The organism is Umezawaea sp., assembly GCF_036375055.1.
In the GTDB taxonomy this organism is placed as follows: domain Bacteria; phylum Actinomycetota; class Actinomycetes; order Mycobacteriales; family Pseudonocardiaceae; genus Umezawaea.
On record NZ_DASUSQ010000067.1, the window covers coordinates 35,116 to 51,517 of the forward strand.

Consider the following 16,402-nt stretch of genomic DNA (forward strand, 5'->3'; position numbering starts at 1 on the left):
CCACCCGGCCACCACCGGCCGCACGACAGGCCCGCTCGAACCGACGCCACCACCCGACGCACCCCATCACCCGGCCACCGCCACCACCGGCCGAACGACAGGCCTGCTCGGACCGACGCCACCACCGGGAGCGGGCAGCAGGAAACCGGCGCGCACCGGACGTGACGCGGCACCGCGACCACCCGCGTGCACGACCACCTCGCGTTCCGCGAGCACGCCGTGGCCCGCGCCGAGACCGCTCCAGCGGCCCTCCCCGACGCGCAGTTCCACGTCCGCCCCCGGCCACGCGCCGAACGGGACCAGCACCGCCTTGCGCTGGCGGGCACGCGCGGAGAGCCTGCGGGCCGTGTGCGGGGTGACGGGGACGGCGACCGAGACGAGGTCGATGCCGTCGAGCAGGGCCGCGACCGTGCGTTCGACCACCACCGGGTCGGTGCCCGGCTCGGGCACGAGAGCCAGGCGGCGCACGGCGACCCCCAGTTCCGCCGCCGCGAGCACGCCCAGGCTCGGCAGACCGACGACCGCTGCCCAGCAGCCCTCGGCCGTCGCCGTGGAGAGCAGCGCGAGCAGCAACGATGTCGATCCGCGCACCGACACCGTGCTGCCGCGCCTCAAGCCGCCCCACGGGAGCAGGTCCGCGAGTTCCCCGCGAACCGGCAGGACCCGCCCCGTGATCTCGGTGGCTGGAATGGTCAGCCCGCCGGTCGCGTCTACCCCGAGCGCGACCGACATCGCCGTTGCCGACCTGGACACCCAGCCTCCTCCCACCGTCCGTGAGCACCCCTGAACACGGACCGCCGTGGGAAGTCGGCGGCTTGCAGTCTATCGAACACGTGTTCGAACGACGTGGTCGATCTTATCGGGTTCGGCCTGCCCGGTGTCAATGCCCGTGGGCCGTTCGGGTGTCGACGACCCGTGCCCGATCTTCGGGGTTGTTTGACAACCCACCGGGTCCCGACCGTGAACATCCGGACCCGGGTAGGTCTTCGACCTCGAAGGACCGGACCGGAGGGGGAACCATGAGGAACAGGTGGGTTCCAGCGGTGTTGTTGGCACCGCTGTTGCTGTCGGGTGTCGCGGTGGCGGGGGCGCAGGTGTTGAGCGGGTACACCGTGCTCGTCGAAGCGGGGGCGAGCCGCGACGCGGCCATCGCCGCCATCCGCTCGGCGGGCGGCACCGTGATCAAGGAGAACACCGCTGTCGGCACCGTGAGCGCGCGGGCGCCGAAGACGGGGTTCATCCAGCAGGTCTCGGCGTCGGACGCGGTGTTCGGCGCGGCCCGCGACTTCACGATCGAGGAGACCACCGGAGCGACGGCCGCCGAGCCGGGCCCGGTGGCCGACCCGCCGCCCGCGCCCGAGCGGGCGACCGACCCGCTGGAGGAGCAGCAGTGGGGGCTGCGGATGGTGCGCGCGGACCTGGCCAGGGATCGGCAGCTCGGTGACCCGCGGGTGCACGTCGGCGTGCTGGACAGCGGCATCGACGGCAGCCACCCGGACCTGACGACCCGCCTGAACCGGGGGCTGTCCCGCAACTTCACCCGCGACGTCCCGGTCGTCGACGGGCCGTGCGAGGTCGCGAGCTGCGTCGACCCCGTGGACGTCGACGACGACGGGCACGGCACGCACGTCGCGGGCATCATCGCCGCCGCCACCAACGGGTTCGGCACGGCGGGCGTCGCGCCCGGCATCACGCTCGTCAACCTCCGCGCGACCCAGGACAGCGGGTTCGCGTTCCTCCAGCCGGTCGTCGACGGGTTGACCTACGGCGCCGACATCGGCCTCGACGTGATCAACATGTCGTTCTACGTCGACCCCTGGCGGTACAACTGCGCCTCGAACCCCAACGACGCACCGGAGTTCCAGACCGAGCAGCGCACGATCGTCGCCGCCTTCCAGCGCGCGCTGGACTACGCGCACGGCAAGGGCGTGACGCTGGTCAGCTCAGCGGGCAACAACTACGACGACCTCGGCAAGCCGCGCCCCGACACGTCGAGCCCGAACTTCCCGGAGGGCGGGACGTACCCGCGGCCGATCGACAACGCCACCTGCCTCAAGATGCCCGCGGAGGGCGGGCACGTGCTGGGCGTCTCGGCGCTGGGGCCGTCGCAGGCGAAGTCCGACCGCTCCGACTACGGGGTCGAGCGGATCGACCTGTCCGCGCCGGGCGGGTACTTCAAGGACTACTTCGGCACGCCCTGGTACGAGACCAGGGAGAACCGGATCCTGTCCACGTACCCCCGCGGCGCCTCGCTGGCCAAGGGCTTCATCGACGCGGACGGCAACATCACCCCGGACGGCGTGAAGAACCACGTGGTGAAGCACTGCTCGGGCACCAGGTGCGCGTTCTACACCTTCCTGGACGGCACCTCGATGGCGGCGCCCCACGTCTCCGCGACGGCCGCGCTGACGGTCAGCCAGTACGGCGAGGCGGACCCGGCCCACCCCGGCACGCTCACGCTGGCGCCGGACGAGGTGGAGAGGGTGCTCAAGGGCACGGCCGACAAGGTCCCGTGCCCCACACCGAGGACGGTGTCCTACGAGCACACGGGTCGTGGACCCGAGTACACCGCGACCTGCGAAGGGGACTTGGCGTTCAACGGGTTCTACGGCCACGGCGTCGTGAACGCCTTCGCCGCCGTCACCCGCGGTGCCGAGTTCCTCGGCTGAGCGAACGCCGGAGGCCGGTGGGTGGGGCCCACCGGCCTCCGAGCGCCCTAGTGCGCGAAGTGGCGCGTGCCCGTGAGGTACATCGTGACGCCCGCGGCCTCGGCGGCGGCGATGACCTCGGGGTCGCGCACGGAGCCACCGGGCTGCACGACGGCGCGGACACCGGCGTCGAGCAGCACCTGGAGGCCGTCCGGGAACGGGAAGAACGCGTCGGAGGCCGCCATCGAGCCCCGCACGCGCTCACCCGCGCGGGTCACCGCGAGCTTCGCGGAGTCGACCCGGTTGACCTGGCCCATGCCGACGCCGACGGTGGCGCCGTCCTTGGCCAGCAGGATCGCGTTGGACTTGACCGCGCGGCACGAGCGCCACGCGAACGCCAGGTCCGACAGCTCGGCGTCGGACAGCGGCGCGCCGCAGGCGAGGGTCCACTTGCTCGGGTCGTCGCCCTCGGCGTCGATGACGTCCTTGCCCTGGAGCAGCAGGCCGCCGGAGACCGGGCGCAGCTCCACGCCCTGCCGCACGGGCGGCTCGGCGATCAGGATGCGGACGTTCTTCTTGCGGGACAGCACGTCCACCGCGCCGTCGGCGTACGACGGGGCGATCACGACCTCGGTGAAGATCTCCGCGACCTGCTCGGCCATGTCCACGGTGACCTCGCGGTTCGCCGCGATGATCCCGCCGAACGCGCTGGTCGGGTCGCACGCGTGCGCCTTGCGGTGGGCCTCGGCGATGGCCGCCGGACCCTCCACGGTGGACACCGCGATGCCGCACGGGTTGGCGTGCTTGATGATCGCGACGCACGGCAGCTCGTGGTCCCACGCGGCGCGCCAGGCGGCGTCACCGTCGAGGTAGTTGTTGTACGACATCTCCTTGCCGTGCAGCTGCCGCGCGGTCGCGAGCCCGGTGCGGCCGTCGCCCTGCGTGTACAGCGCGGCCTTCTGGTGCGGGTTCTCGCCGTAGCGCAGCACGTTCGAGCGGTTCCAGGTCGCGCCGACCCAGCCGGGGAAGCCGGTGCCCTCGTCGTCCGAGGTGAGCGCGGAGCCCAGCCAGGACGCGACGGCGACGTCGTAGGAAGCGGTGTGGCGGAACGCGCCCAGCGCCAGCAGCTGCCGGTCCGCGAGCGTGAAACCACCCGCGGCGACCTGCTCCAGCACCCACCCGTAGCGGGTCGGGTCGACCACGACGGCGACGCTGGCGTGGTTCTTCGCCGACGCGCGGACCATCGCGGGGCCGCCGATGTCGATCTGCTCGACGCACTCGTCGACCGACGCGCCGGACGCGACGGTCTGGGCGAACGGGTACAGGTTCACCACGAGCAGGTCGAACGCCTTGATGCCCAGCTCGTCGAGCTGCGCCAGGTGCTCCGGCCGCCGCGTGTCCGCGAGCAGACCCGCGTGCACGCCGGGGTGCAGCGTCTTGACGCGGCCGTCCAGGCTCTCCGGGAACCCGGTCACCTGCTCGACCGGGACGACGGGGATGCCCGCGTCCGCCAACGCCTTCGCGGTGCCGCCGGTCGACACGATCTCGACTCCGGCCGCGTGCAGGCCGGAGGCCAGTTCCAGCAGCCCCGACTTGTCGGACACCCCGATCAGTGCCCGACGAACCGGTCGCCTCTCGGCAGGAGTGGTCACGGAATGCTCACCTTTCGTCCGGTCACGGTGCAGCCCTCGCGGGCCAGGCTGGCGACCACGTCGACGAGCAGTCGCCGCTCCACCACCTTGATGCGCTCGTGCAAGCTGTCGGCGTCGTCGCCGGGTTCGACCGCCACCGCCTCCTGGGCCAGGATCGGCCCGGTGTCCACGCCCGCGTCGACCAGGTGCACGGTCGCGCCGGTGACGTGGACGCCGTAGTCCACCGCGTCGCGCACGGGGTGCGCGCCGGGGAAGGCGGGGAGCAGCGCGGGGTGGGTGTTCAGCATCCGGCCGCCGAAGCGGGCCAGGAAGCCGTCACCGATGATCTTCATGAACCCGGCGGAGACCACCAGGTCGGGTTCGTGCTCGGCGACCGCCTTCGTGAGCGCGACGTCCCACGCGGCGCGGTCGGCGTGGTCGCGCAGCTTCACCGAGAACGCGGGCACACCCGCGCGCTCGGCACGGGCCAGGCCCTCGATGCCGTCGCGGTCGGCGCCGACGGCGACCACCTCGACGGGGTAGGCGGGATCCTCCGCGGCGTCCAGCAGTGCCTGGAGGAGGGTGCCGGAGCCCGAGACGAGCACGACCACCCTCGCGGGCACTGGAAGCCTGAGGGTGCTGGGTTCTGCGGCGTTCAGCGTGGTCTCCTGGCGGGCCGGTGCGGGAACGTCAGCCGGGCGAGGGCAAGACCATCGCCGCAGCTCAGCACCAAGCGTAGGCGTTGCCTAGCGGGCCTTGCCGGTCAGGTCCGGTTCCGGGGACCCGTCGTCCGGGTCGTCCTCGGGTCCACCACCGGGCTCATCACCGGGTTCGTCGTCCGCGGGCGCCTCGTCGACGGCGTCCTCCGAGTCGTCCGGGTCCTCGTCGGGGTCGTCGACATCGTCGTCGATGTCGTCGTGGTCGATGCCGTCGTCGGCGTCCGCTCCCGGATCGTCGTCGTAGTCGTCCAGCTCGTCCTCGGCGGCGTCGTCCAGCGGCTCGTCGTCGTAGTCGTCCTCCGACTCCTCGAACTCCTCCGCCAGCTCGTCCTCGAGGGCCAGCTCCTCGTCGACGTCCTCGTAGTCCTCGTCCTCGACGTCGAAGTCCTCCTCGCCGTCCTCGGCGACGGCCTCCGCCTCGTCCGGGATCCGCTCGACCTCGGGGGCCTCCGCGGCGCGCACGCGCTTGGGCCGCGGGCCCGCGAACCAGGCGACGAACGACCCCGGCAGCACGATCCAGCCCAGCACGAGCACCGTGAGCAGGCCCGCGGGCACGGTGACCGGGTTGAAGGGGCCGTCACCCAGGTTGCCGCCCGCCGTCGCGGCGAGCACGAGCGACACCACGGCGACCGTCACGCCCGCGACGAGGACCGCGCGCAGGCGGGTCGACGGCCGTTCGGAGATCTTGCGGCAGTACCAGCCCACCACACCGCCGAGCAGCAGCGGCAGCAGGAGCAGGCCGGGCAGGAAGCCGAGCTGCCGCTCGGGCAGTGCGGCCAGCAGCGGTACCGCGGGCAGGTCGCCGCCGACGAAGCGCATCGGCGTCATCACGACCGGACCGATCGAGAAGCCCGCGCCGACCACGTACGACAGCGCGGCGACGACGGCGTTCGGCAGGTAGCCGAGGCACAGCAGGAAGAGACCGAGGCCGACGCCGAACGTGGAGTCCGCGCCCGCGAACAGGCCGCTCGTCGTCGACCAGGAGAACGCCAGACCCAGCGCCACCAGCAGCGCGCCCAGCCCGCCGAGCACGAACAGCGCCAGCAGGCCCGCGCGCATCCCGCGGCGCGCGACCGGGTCGATGCGGTCGATCAGCACCTCGACCAGCCCGCAGCGCTGGGCGACCCCGATCGTGGCGGCGACACCGGACACCGCGGCGCAGCCGAAGAACGCCACCGCGGGTGTCGCCCGCACCGGCCCGTCCCCCATCAGCAGCGCGATCGTGCCGCCCGTGATGGCGTGCGCACCGGCGATGCACAGCACCACACCGCGGGCCTGGAGCGGCTCGTACAGCCCGAGCCGGTCGGCGGCGCCCGCGGCCGCTCGGCCCGCCAGCAGCATCAGCAGCGCGGTCGGCAGCAGCGGCAGCACACCCAGTTGGGCGGCGCCCTCGAAGCGCAGCGGCACGTGGTGCGCCACCAGCCAGCCGGGCGCGGCGGCCGTGAGCACACCGGTCGTGGAGAACGCGGCGTTCGTGGCCGTCGCGGCGATCAGGGCGAGCAGGGCGGCGACGGCCGCGTAGCCGATCACGACGGAGCCCGCCGCGGTCATCACCAGGACCCGGACGCGTTCCGGACGGGAGAACTCGGGTGGGCGCACGTCGGTTCCGCCGTGCGTGGAGGGTTGCAGCACCGGCACCGGTCCACTCTGTCAGTCGCGCTCGGCCATCCAGGTGAGGCACGCCGGACGCGGAAGAGGGGTGACCCCGGATGATTCCGGTGCCACCCCTCCGCCGCGCGAGCTGTTCCGGCTCAGCCCTGCTGCTGCGGCGGACCGCCGAAGCCGCCGGGCGGCGTGCCGGGGTTCTGCTGGCCGAACTGGCCGGGCTGCGACAGGTACGACGTCGGACCGGGAGCCTGCGGCTGCTGCTGCTGCGGCTGGACCGGAGCGCCGAAGCCACCGGTCGGGGGCTGCTGCGGCTGCTGGGGCTGCTGCTGGCCGTACTGCTGCTGCGGCTGCTGCTGGGGCGGGAAACCGCCGGTCTGCGGGTTCCAGGTGCCGGGCTGCGGCTGCTGGCCGCCGAACGGGTTGGCGGGCTTGGGCTCCAGCTTGAGGATGCCCGCGTCCACGAGGATGCCGCCGACGACCGCCGCGGTCTGGAGCAGCGAGACGATGAACAGGACGATCTGCATGCCCTGGATCTCGGCGGAACTCTTGATCATCCCCTGGAGGATGACCAGCGTCGACACGATCGTGAGGGGTGCGGCCGCGTAGAGCAGCCGAGGCGCCTTCGGCAGCACCGACAGCCCCGCCAGCACACCGGTCGCGTAGATGTACTCGACCGCGCTGAACAGCGGGACGTCGTCGGCGAAGGCGAGCAGGAACGAGATCAGCGCGAGACCGGCCGCGGCGAGCGGAAGGACGAAGCCCAGGTTCAGGCCCATCGCCGGCTGCGCCGGGCCGGGTGCCCCCGGCTGTTGCTGAGGGGCGCCGTACGGGACGGACATGGTGAGGTTCCTCCTCCAGCGAGGGACGACGAGCGGCAGCAAAACGCTAGCCGATCCGGCTAGTCAGACGATGACCGGATCGGATTGGTTCCGCCACTTGAGGGTGCCAGTAGATCACGGAACGTGGCCAACCAGGGGTCTGAACGCCCGATTGGGGATAGGTCGAGCGGGGTTGTCCACAGGAGTTGGAGTTGTCCACAGGGTGTGGGCAACTTTCTGGGGATGAGTGCTCACTCACCGTAGGTCGGGCTCGACCACCACACCCGGATGGCGCAGTCCCACCTCTGCCGAGAGCGCGAAAAGCCGGACCCCCGTACCGGGGCCCGGCCAGTGCGTCAGCTCCAGCGGCTCGATCAGCCGATGGACTGCATGATCTCCCGCATCAGGGCGGCGGTCTCGGACGGCGTCTTGCCGACCTTGACGCCGGCGGCCTCTAGGGCCTCCTTCTTCGCCTGCGCGGTGCCCGCGGAGCCGGAGACGATGGCGCCCGCGTGGCCCATCGTCTTGCCCTCGGGCGCGGTGAAGCCCGCCACGTAGCCCACGACGGGCTTGGTGACGTTGTCCTTGATGAACGCCGCCGCGCGCTCCTCGGCGTCGCCGCCGATCTCGCCGATCATCACGATGGCGACGGTCTCCGGGTCGGCCTCGAAGGCCTCCAGGGCGTCGATGTGCGTGGTGCCGATGATCGGGTCGCCGCCGATGCCGATGGCGGTGGAGAAGCCGAAGTCACGCAGCTCGTACATCATCTGGTAGGTCAGGGTGCCGGACTTCGACACCAGGCCGACCTTGCCCGCGCCGCTGATGTTCGCGGGGATGATGCCCGCGTTCGACAGGCCGGGGCTGATGAGGCCGGGGCAGTTCGGGCCGATGATGCGGGTCTTGTTGCCGGTCGCGACGGCGTGGGCCCAGAACTTCGCGGTGTCGTGCACCGGGATGCCCTCGGTGATCACGACGGCGAGGCCGATGCCCGAGTCGATCGCCTCGATGACGGCGTCCTTGGCGAACTTCGGCGGGACGAAGATCACGGTGACGTTCGCGCCGGTCGCCTCGATGGCCTCGGCCACGGTCGCGAAGACCGGGAGCACGTTGCCGTCGAAGTCGACCTTCTCGCCCGCCTTGCGGGGGTTCACGCCGCCGACGATGTTCGTGCCGGACGCGAGCATCCGCTTGGTGTGCTTCGTGCCCTCGGCACCGGTCATGCCCTGGACGATGACCTTGCTGTCCTGGTTGATGAAGATGGCCATCGGTCAGACCCCCGCTGCTGCGAGCTCGGCGGCCTTGTCGGCCGCGTTGTCCATGGTGTCGACGACGGTGACGAGCGGGTGGTTGGCGTCGGCGAGGATCCGCCTGCCCTCCTCCACGTTGTTGCCGTCGAGGCGGACGACGAGCGGCTTGGTCGCCGCGTCGCCGATGATCTCCAGCGCCTGCACGATGCCGTTCGCGACCGCGTCGCAGGCGGTGATGCCGCCGAACACGTTCACGAAGACGCTGCGCACGTCCGGGTCGTTCAGGATGATGTCGAGGCCGTTCGACATCACCTCGGCGGACGCGCCGCCGCCGATGTCGAGGAAGTTCGCGGGCTTGACGCCCTTGTGCTTCTCACCGGCGTACGCGACGACGTCGAGCGTGGACATCACGAGACCGGCGCCGTTGCCGATGATGCCGACCTGGCCGTCGAGCTTCACGTAGTTGAGGCCCTTGGCCTTGGCCTTCGCCTCGAGCGGGTCCTCGGTCTTCTCGTCGACCAGCGCGGCGTGCTCCGGGTGCCGGAACGCGGCGTTCTCGTCGATGGTGACCTTGCCGTCGAGGGCGACGATCTTGCCCTCGGGGTCGCGCACGAGCGGGTTGACCTCGACCAGCGTGGCGTCCTCGGAGACGAACGTCTCCCAGAGCTTCACGATGACGTCGGCGACCTGGTCGGCGACCTCGGCCGGGAACTTGGCGGCCGCGACGATCTCCTGGGCCTTCGCCAGGTCGACGCCCTTGATGGCGTCGATGGCGATCTTGGCCAGCGCGTCGGGGTTGGTGGCCGCGACCTCTTCGATCTCCATGCCGCCCTCGACCGACGCCATGGCCAGGAAGGTGCGGTTGGAGCGGTCGAGCAGGAAGGAGAAGTAGTACTCCTCCGCGATGTCGGACGCGGTCGTCACCAGAACGCGGTGGACGACGTGGCCCTTGATGTCCAGACCGAGGATCGCCTCGGCCTTCGACTCCGCCTCGGCCGGGGTCTCGGCGAGCTTGACGCCGCCCGCCTTGCCGCGGCCACCCGTCTTGACCTGGGCCTTCACGACCACGGTGGTGCCGTACTGCTCAGCGAGCGCCTTGGCCTCGGCTGGGGTGCTGGCCACATCGCCCGGAAGTACCGGAACGTTGTGGGCGGCGAAGAGATCCTTCGCCTGGTACTCGTACAGGTCCACTCGGGTCTCCTGCGACGTCGGTGTCGGACACCGCGTCCTGGGGGGTGGTCCTCGAAGGGTCCGGCGCTCCAGGTGGAACCCAGGGCACGGTCTTCAGGAGCTCACACGCACCAGGTACCACCTGGAACGCCGGCTGAGCAGTGATCGAGGACCGGCTGGACGCGGCTGCGCAAGAGATTATCGACCTGCGTGGACCGTCCGCACGCCATACCCGGTGAGGTCCGTCATAACCACGGTGAGGTCGATCACGACAACGTGGTCACCACGCCCGGAGGGGTCGGTCGAGGGGACCGCCCGCCGTGCTCAGACGGGTTGCGAGACGTGTTCGCGGACCCAGTCGACGATCTCCGTCGTGGTCGCTCCCGGCGTGAAGATCTTGGCGACGCCCATCTCCGCGAGCCTCGGCACGTCCTCCTCCGGGACGATCCCGCCGCCGAAGACGACCACGTCCTCGGCACCCTTCTCCTTGAGCAGCTCGATGACCCGCGCGAACAGGGTCATGTGGGCGCCGGACAGCACGGACAGGCCGACGGCGTCCGCGTCCTCCTGGAGGGCGGTCTCCACCACCTGTTCGGGTGTCTGGTGCAGTCCGGTGTAGACGACCTCCATGCCCGCGTCGCGCAGCGCGCGCGCCACGACCTTGGCACCGCGGTCGTGGCCGTCCAGTCCTGGTTTGGCCACCACCACGCGGATCCGACCACTCATGGCTGTCTCCTGTTCGTCTGCGCGGGGATCGCCCGCGTCCGCAGAGTAGGCCGGCGGTTCAGCGGCGGGAAGCCGACAGGGCCGAGCCCGCGAGGAACGCCACCACGGCGGCGACCGCCAGCCACAGCCCCGGGCCGGGGGCGGCGTCGGCGGCGCGGGCCGACGTGAGCGGGTGTTCCAGCGCCCGCACGGCCGTCACCAGGGCCGCGCCGAGCAGCAGCGCGGCGGCGTGCGGCGGTCGTGACACCAGTGCGAGGCCCGCGGCGGCCACGACGGCCAGCAGACCGGCGAGCAGGCCCCAGGAGCCGACGCGGAGGTCGAGCAGGCCGACCGGGTTGAAGTCCGGGGCGCTCAGGACCGGGAGGGCGAACGCGCCGAGCGCGAGCAGCGCGCCGATCAGGACCAGCGCGACCGTCGGCAGCGGCGTCGGCGACCTGGTCGGCGGCTCGGTCTCCTCCCGCTCCAGTGCGCCCGCCAGCGCGGCCGTGACCGCGGCGGCGACCGCCAGGACCACGGACAGGACGGTGAACCAGATGCCGTTGCCCGGTGTGACCGAGCCGATCTGGGTGGCGGCGAAGACGGCGTCCAGCGCGCTGCCCGCGGCCAGCGGCAGCGCGGCCAGCGCGACGGTGAAGGCGGGGCGGGCCCTGCCCGCGATCACGGCGGCCGACAGCACCGCGACGGCGACCAGCGCGGGCCAGAGGAGGCGCTCGGCGTAGCCGACCGGGAGCGGCAGGCCGTCCGGGACCACCAGCTGGGGGCTCAGCGCTCCACCGAGGGCCGCCGCGGCGGCGAGGAGGCCGAGGACGCCCGCGATGAGGTGCAGGCGGCGCAGGCCGGGGAGTTCCACGGCCTTCTGCTCGGTGGGGTCGGCGGCTTCGGCACCGCGGCCGAGGACGTTGGCCAGGACGGCGTGCGCCACGGCCGCCAGCAGCAGGAGGACCGAGCCGACGGACACACCGAGCCCGTCCGCGACCAGGCCCGCCACCAGCGGGGGCAGAGCCAGGGCGGCCAGCGCCGCCGCCACCGCGAGGAGTCCGCCGCGGCGGTTCTCCGGGTCGGGGTTGCTCGCGGCCAGCACACCGGCCGCCGGGGCCGCCGCGGCCAGCAGGAGGCCGCCGATCATGGCCAGCGCGGGCGCGTCGAAGGGACCGCCGGTGGGGACCAGGGGGTCGGTGGAGGTGATCGGGGCCATGAACAGGCCGATCGCCGCCAGCGCTCCCGCCGTGACCACCAGGCCGAGGAACTTGCGCGTGCCCGCCTGGTCGGCGTCGCCGTCGTCCGACGGCGTGCTGGTGGCCGCCACCGCGCCCGCCGCCAGGACCAGCAGGTGACCCGCCACGAGCAGCCAGAGGCCCGTGCTCGGGGTCAACGGCGTCAGGCTCGTGGGGCGGAACAGCTCCGGGCGGGTCGTGTAGGTGGTGTCGACCGTGATCTGGAGGTCCACCAGCAGACGACCGGGGGCGAAGAAGGCCGTCACGGCCAGGACACCCGCCGCCACGGTGGGGTGGTTCCGCAGGAACGTCGCCGCCAGCGCCACCGGCAGCAGCGCGAGCAGCAGGAGGAGGGGCCAGGCGGTGAACGCCGGGGCGGTGCCCTCGCCGACCACACCGACCAGCGGGGCCGCGGCGGAGAGCAGCGCGCCCACGACGGCCAGCCCGAAGGCCACTCGGAGCCGGACGGACGCCGGAGACGCCGGATCAGCGCCGGCCACGACGGTGTCACGGGTGGTTCGGGTCATCGGCTCGACGCTAGCAAGTCCGGTGATCGAGTGTGCGGGCACGTGCGCCGCGCGGGCCCTCGCTGGGCTGAACGGGGCAACGGGGTGGGGGCCGGTTCGTGGTTGTGCTGGGTGCGTGCGGGGTTTAGCCGGCGTCTAGTGGAGGACGAGCCGGGCCGGGCACGCTGGAGTGGGGAGTGCGGGTGCGGGGAGTGCTGCGGGGGCGGTGACCTGGGGTGTCGGCGAGAGCGTCGGTCGGTGGGGTGGCGGCTGGGCTGGATCGGGTCTGGTCGGGGGATCTGGTCGGTGGGTTGCGGGACGCGGCTGGCGGGTCGGGGGGACGGGCTGGCGGGTTGGGGGAGCTGGCCGATGAGCAGCGACAACCGGTCGGTGGGTCGCAGGAACGAGCCGGTGGGCCTCGGGGGTCGGTCAGCGGGGCGCGAGAACCAACCAGCGGGCAGCGACAACCGGTCGATGAGCCGCAGGAACGAACCAGCGGGCCACGAGGGCCGGTCAGCGGGGCGCGAGAAACAGCCGATGGGGCGCGAGAAACCGCTGGCGGGCTGCGAACACGGGCTGGTGGAGCGCGGGCTGATCGGCCAGACCTGCCGGCCCGTCCGGATCAGGAGGTGGCTCGGTCTGCCGGGTCGGTGAGCGGTTCCGGGGCCGTCCGGTCCGGGCGTCGAGATGGAGCGGGAGCGTCGGCGGAGGGCGGGTCCGCAGACGTCGAGCTGGCAGAGGGCGGGCCGGCGGGCAGCGGGTCGGCGGGCAGCGGGTCGGCTGAGCGGGGTCGGGCGGGTCCTGGTGCGGTTGGGGCTTTCGCGGGTGGTGATCGGTCGGTCGGCCGTGGAACACCCGAAGTGGGCGCTCGTTCGATGTCGGTGGGATGTCCTACCTTCACCCTTATGGGGACTCTCGGGCTGCGACGGGTGACGGATGCGCTGTTGCGACGTGCCGATTCCGGTCTGCACGTGGTCCGCGACGTGTCCGACCAGACGTTCACCGCCCTGAAAGCAGCGGTCACCGTCGGCGGGGTGCGCGGAGTCGCCGTCGAAGCCGCCTGGATGGCGACGCACGCCCTGCTCTACCCGTGGGGCGTCGTGGCGCAGCAGCTGCGGCCCGAAGGACACCTCCGGCACTACCGGACGGACCTGCTCCCACCCCGGCAGCGCGGCCTGGTGGTTTCAGCGATGGACGCAGCGGGCACCCCCATCGTGCTGGTCCACGGGATCGGGGACAACAGGTCCGCCTTCGCAGTGCTGTCGGGGGCGCTGCGAAGGCGCGGCTTCGGCGTCGTGCACGCGGTGAACTACAGCGTGCTGACGGCGTTGACCGGCGACGTCCGCCGCTCCGCCGCGCTGCTGGGCGCGCACATCGAACGCATCTGCGAGCAGACCGGGTCCGATCGGGTCCACGTCGTCGGCCACTCCCTCGGCGGCCTGATCGCGCGGTACTACGTGCAGCGGCTGCACGGCGACGCGCGGGTGCGCACCCTGGTGACCTTGGGCACACCCCACAACGGCACGCTGGCCGCCTACCTCCTCCCCACCCCCCTGATCCGGCAGCTGCGGCCGGGCTCGGACCTGCTCACCGAACTCGCGGAGCCCGGCAAGCCCTGCCGCACGCGGTTCGTCGTCGTGTGGAGCGAGATGGACCAGGTCATCGTGCCGCAGCGGAACGCCCGGTTGACCCATCCGGGGTTGCTCGTCGAAGAGCACCAGATACGTGATTCAGGTCACCTGTCCCTGCCCGTCGATCCGCGCACTCTGCACACGGTGGTGGCGGCTATCACCCGTTCGGATGACGCCCCTCAACACCGCATCACGCCTGGACGCGCCGGGTTTGCGGGCTCGGGTGTGACAGAGCGTCACGGCTCATGCCCCTAACCCCCGCGCTAACCGCTATTCGGTAGACATCGACGACGGGGATTGCCGACGGGACACCCATCCCGTTATGTTCCCCCGGTCCGTTGTCACGGTCTGGTCACATGCAAGGACACAGAGTCGGAACCCCGACCGACTCTCCGGGATCCCCCGCCCGGGTCCGACTGGACTCCCCGGAACACGGAAGGCCCGGCTTTGTCTCAACACCGCTCCCCCGGCGGCCAAGCAGGTACCGATGTGCTCGACGAGGCAGTCTCCCGCGCCTCGACCCGAGTGGTGAGCACTCACCGCCTGCCGCCGCCACCGTCCGCCCTGCGTGGACGGATCGTCGTCGCCGCTGTCGCGGTCGGTGCTTTCGCCGCCGCAGGTGCAGGTCAGACCCTGCAAGCAGTCGGCGCAGGCTCGTCCGACGAGGTGACGCCGCTGGCCCAGGCCAGTGACGGCGCGGCCGCGTTCGGCGTCGGTGGCACAGCCCCCGCCGCCGCCCCGCAGGTGCTGCCCGTCGCGAAGCTCGTCGACCCCTCCGCCGAGGCCAGCAAGCTCGCCAAGAGCCAGCGGATCACGGAGAAGCGCGAAGCCGACGAGATCGAGGCCAAGCGCCCCAAGGTCGTCCGCCCCGCCCCCGGCATCTTCACCTCCGGCTACGGCGGCCGCTGGGGCGAGATGCACTACGGCATCGACATCGCGGGCCCGATCGGCGACCCGATCTACTCCGTCGCGGATGGTGTCGTGATCGAGGCCGGTCCGGCAAGTGGATTTGGGCTCTGGGTCCGGATCGAGCACGCCGACGGCACCGTCACGGTGTACGGCCACATGAACAGCTTCTCGGTGCAGAAGGGCCAGAAGGTCCGCGCGGGCGAGCAGATCGCCGAAGTCGGCAACCGCGGCTTCTCCACCGGCCCGCACCTCCACTTCGAGGTGTGGAACGCCAGCGGCATGAAGATCAACCCGCTGCCCTGGCTGAACGAGCGCGGCGTCACCCTCTAGCAGCGGTACCGCTCCGCCGCGCACGACGCGCGGCGGAGCCACGTCACTCGCGGAACCGGAAGCGGCGGCGCTCCCACGGGAGCCGGTGCACGAAGTAGCCGCACGCCACCCGCCAGACCGAACACATGCGCGGACCCCTGGCGCACGCCTTGCAGCCGCTGCCGAGGCCGTGGAGGCCCAGGAGGGCCCGCCAGGCGGCGGCCAGCCTGCGGGCCTCGAAAGCGGTCGTGCGCGACTCCTCCAGCGCCGCCAGGCGGTCGACGGCGTCGAGATAGCCGACAACACGCTCGTGCAGCAACCGAGCCAAGACCTCATCCACACCGAGCACCCCCACTTCCGAACCTCGTTGGTCCGTGGTCGCGTGGGGTCATGTAAGCGGACGGCACCGACAATTTTTGGTCGTGTAGCCCTTGAGGTGCGGAAAGGCCGGGCCGCTTGCGCGACCCGGCCGGTTCCCCGACTGCACCTCTCCCCCTTGCGATGAGTGCTCCGCCCTGCGCGGTGCACCCCGATCCCCTTTTCGCCCTCCGCGGGTTCCCCCTGGTTCCCCCACCCCGAATGGGGGCCAGACCGCTTCCGACAACCACTAGGACGCGTGGGGGCGGGACAGGTTGCCGGGGGTCGGGGATGAATTTCGGGTGCGGTGTGGAATGGGTCGGGTGAGGGGAGAACGCCTGGTGGAAGGGGGGAGGGACGGGCCTGGTGGACGCGGAGGGGGACGGCCTGGTGGGCAGAGAGGGGGACGGCCTGGTGGGCGGTGGGAGATGGCCTGGTGCGTGATGGGGAAAGGCGGTCGGGTAGCGGGGAAAGGGCCGATGGGCGGCTTGGTGGGTGGCGGGAAAGGCCGGTGGTCGGCTGGGATCGCCGATGGGGAGTGGGGAGGGGTGGCGTTCGGATAAATGGAACTGGAGCGCGTCGGAAATTGAGGGTCCTCCTGTTGAGAAGGGCCCCCGAGTCACACGCTACGGGTGGGGTACGACATTTTTTCGGCGATGTGGGCGGTCGTGGGCCAACCCTCCCCCGCTCGCGCCATTGTCTTCACGGCCGTGCGTGCCGTGAGGGCGCTTCGGATCGGGGGCAGGGAGGGGGCTGGGCTTGGCCCGAGTCGGTTGGCCCCGCTCGGGACGCCGGTCGGTTGGGCGGTCGGCGGGGGTTGTTGGCGCCGTGTGGTGAGGTGCTGCGGCTTTCCGGCAGCGCAGAACGCCGCCTGCCCGTCGGAGAGGGCGGCGGCGTTCTGGGTGTCCG

At 71.9% G+C, this 16,402-nt stretch carries 13 protein-coding genes; 3 read left to right on the forward strand and 10 right to left on the reverse strand.

Features of this window, described 5'->3' with window-relative positions; translation table 11 throughout:
- Positions 1–66 precede the first annotated feature (66 nt).
- Positions 67–753, reverse strand: coding sequence for a hypothetical protein (locus VFZ92_RS18645; protein ID WP_414719938.1), 687 nt, complete (start codon positions 751–753; stop codon positions 67–69).
- 266 nt (positions 754–1,019) lie between these two features.
- Here VFZ92_RS18645 and VFZ92_RS18650 point away from each other — a divergent pair, with 266 nt between their 5' ends.
- Positions 1,020–2,669: a S8 family serine peptidase gene (locus VFZ92_RS18650; RefSeq protein ID WP_330877228.1), complete on the forward strand. Its 1,650-nt coding sequence runs from the start codon at positions 1,020–1,022 to the stop codon at positions 2,667–2,669.
- Positions 2,670–2,716: 47 nt separating this feature from the next.
- On the opposite strand, the gene purH is transcribed toward VFZ92_RS18650, so the two are convergent.
- The 8 genes from purH to VFZ92_RS18690 all read right to left on the reverse strand — a co-directional run bounded on the left by purH (position 2,717) and on the right by VFZ92_RS18690 (position 12,308).
- Positions 2,717–4,300: a bifunctional phosphoribosylaminoimidazolecarboxamide formyltransferase/IMP cyclohydrolase gene (gene purH, locus VFZ92_RS18655; RefSeq protein ID WP_330877229.1), complete on the reverse strand. Its 1,584-nt coding sequence runs from the start codon at positions 4,298–4,300 to the stop codon at positions 2,717–2,719.
- Positions 4,297–4,902: a phosphoribosylglycinamide formyltransferase gene (gene purN, locus VFZ92_RS18660; protein ID WP_330877230.1), complete on the reverse strand. Its 606-nt coding sequence runs from the start codon at positions 4,900–4,902 to the stop codon at positions 4,297–4,299. Before purN ends, purH begins: the two co-directional genes overlap by 4 nt.
- 123 nt (positions 4,903–5,025) lie before the next feature.
- Entirely contained in the window at positions 5,026–6,636 is a 1,611-nt protein-coding gene (locus VFZ92_RS18665; RefSeq protein WP_330877231.1) for a DUF6350 family protein, read from the reverse strand.
- Positions 6,637–6,749: 113 nt separating this feature from the next.
- A complete protein-coding gene (locus tag VFZ92_RS18670; RefSeq protein WP_330877232.1) occupies positions 6,750–7,445 on the reverse strand; it encodes a DUF5336 domain-containing protein in 696 nt (231 codons plus the stop codon).
- A gap of 353 nt (positions 7,446–7,798) precedes the next feature.
- Complete coding sequence (gene sucD, locus VFZ92_RS18675) at positions 7,799–8,689, reverse strand: succinate--CoA ligase subunit alpha (protein WP_259627726.1); 891 nt, start codon at positions 8,687–8,689, stop codon at positions 7,799–7,801.
- 3 nt (positions 8,690–8,692) lie between these two features.
- Positions 8,693–9,862: an ADP-forming succinate--CoA ligase subunit beta gene (gene sucC, locus VFZ92_RS18680; RefSeq protein WP_330877233.1), complete on the reverse strand. Its 1,170-nt coding sequence runs from the start codon at positions 9,860–9,862 to the stop codon at positions 8,693–8,695.
- A 303-nt stretch (positions 9,863–10,165) separates the two neighbouring features.
- Complete coding sequence (locus tag VFZ92_RS18685) at positions 10,166–10,567, reverse strand: cobalamin B12-binding domain-containing protein (protein WP_330877234.1); 402 nt, start codon at positions 10,565–10,567, stop codon at positions 10,166–10,168.
- A gap of 58 nt (positions 10,568–10,625) precedes the next feature.
- Positions 10,626–12,308, reverse strand: coding sequence for a hypothetical protein (locus tag VFZ92_RS18690; protein ID WP_330877235.1), 1,683 nt, complete (start codon positions 12,306–12,308; stop codon positions 10,626–10,628).
- 839 nt (positions 12,309–13,147) lie between these two features.
- Here VFZ92_RS18690 and VFZ92_RS18695 point away from each other — a divergent pair.
- Entirely contained in the window at positions 13,148–14,173 is a 1,026-nt protein-coding gene (locus VFZ92_RS18695) for an esterase/lipase family protein (RefSeq protein WP_330877236.1), read from the forward strand.
- 270 nt (positions 14,174–14,443) lie between these two features.
- Positions 14,444–15,157, forward strand: a complete 714-nt coding sequence (locus VFZ92_RS18700; protein WP_330877241.1) for a M23 family metallopeptidase — start codon at positions 14,444–14,446, stop codon at positions 15,155–15,157.
- 43 nt (positions 15,158–15,200) lie between these two features.
- Here the strand turns inward: VFZ92_RS18700 and VFZ92_RS18705 are convergent, their stop codons facing one another.
- Positions 15,201–15,476: a hypothetical protein gene (locus VFZ92_RS18705; RefSeq protein WP_330877237.1), complete on the reverse strand. Its 276-nt coding sequence runs from the start codon at positions 15,474–15,476 to the stop codon at positions 15,201–15,203.
- Positions 15,477–16,402: the final 926 nt, after the last annotated feature.

Excerpts from the sequence above, each read along its gene's own strand:
- VFZ92_RS18650 (WP_330877228.1), top strand. The coding sequence starts at position 1,020 with ATGAGGAACAGGTGGGTTCCAGCGGTGTTGTTGGCACCGCTGTTGCTG.
- VFZ92_RS18670 (WP_330877232.1), bottom strand. The coding sequence starts at position 7,445 with ATGTCCGTCCCGTACGGCGCCCCTCAGCAACAGCCGGGGGCACCCGGC.
- sucD (WP_259627726.1), bottom strand. The coding sequence starts at position 8,689 with ATGGCCATCTTCATCAACCAGGACAGCAAGGTCATCGTCCAGGGCATG.
- VFZ92_RS18685 (WP_330877234.1), bottom strand. The coding sequence starts at position 10,567 with ATGAGTGGTCGGATCCGCGTGGTGGTGGCCAAACCAGGACTGGACGGC.
- VFZ92_RS18690 (WP_330877235.1), bottom strand. The coding sequence starts at position 12,308 with ATGACCCGAACCACCCGTGACACCGTCGTGGCCGGCGCTGATCCGGCG.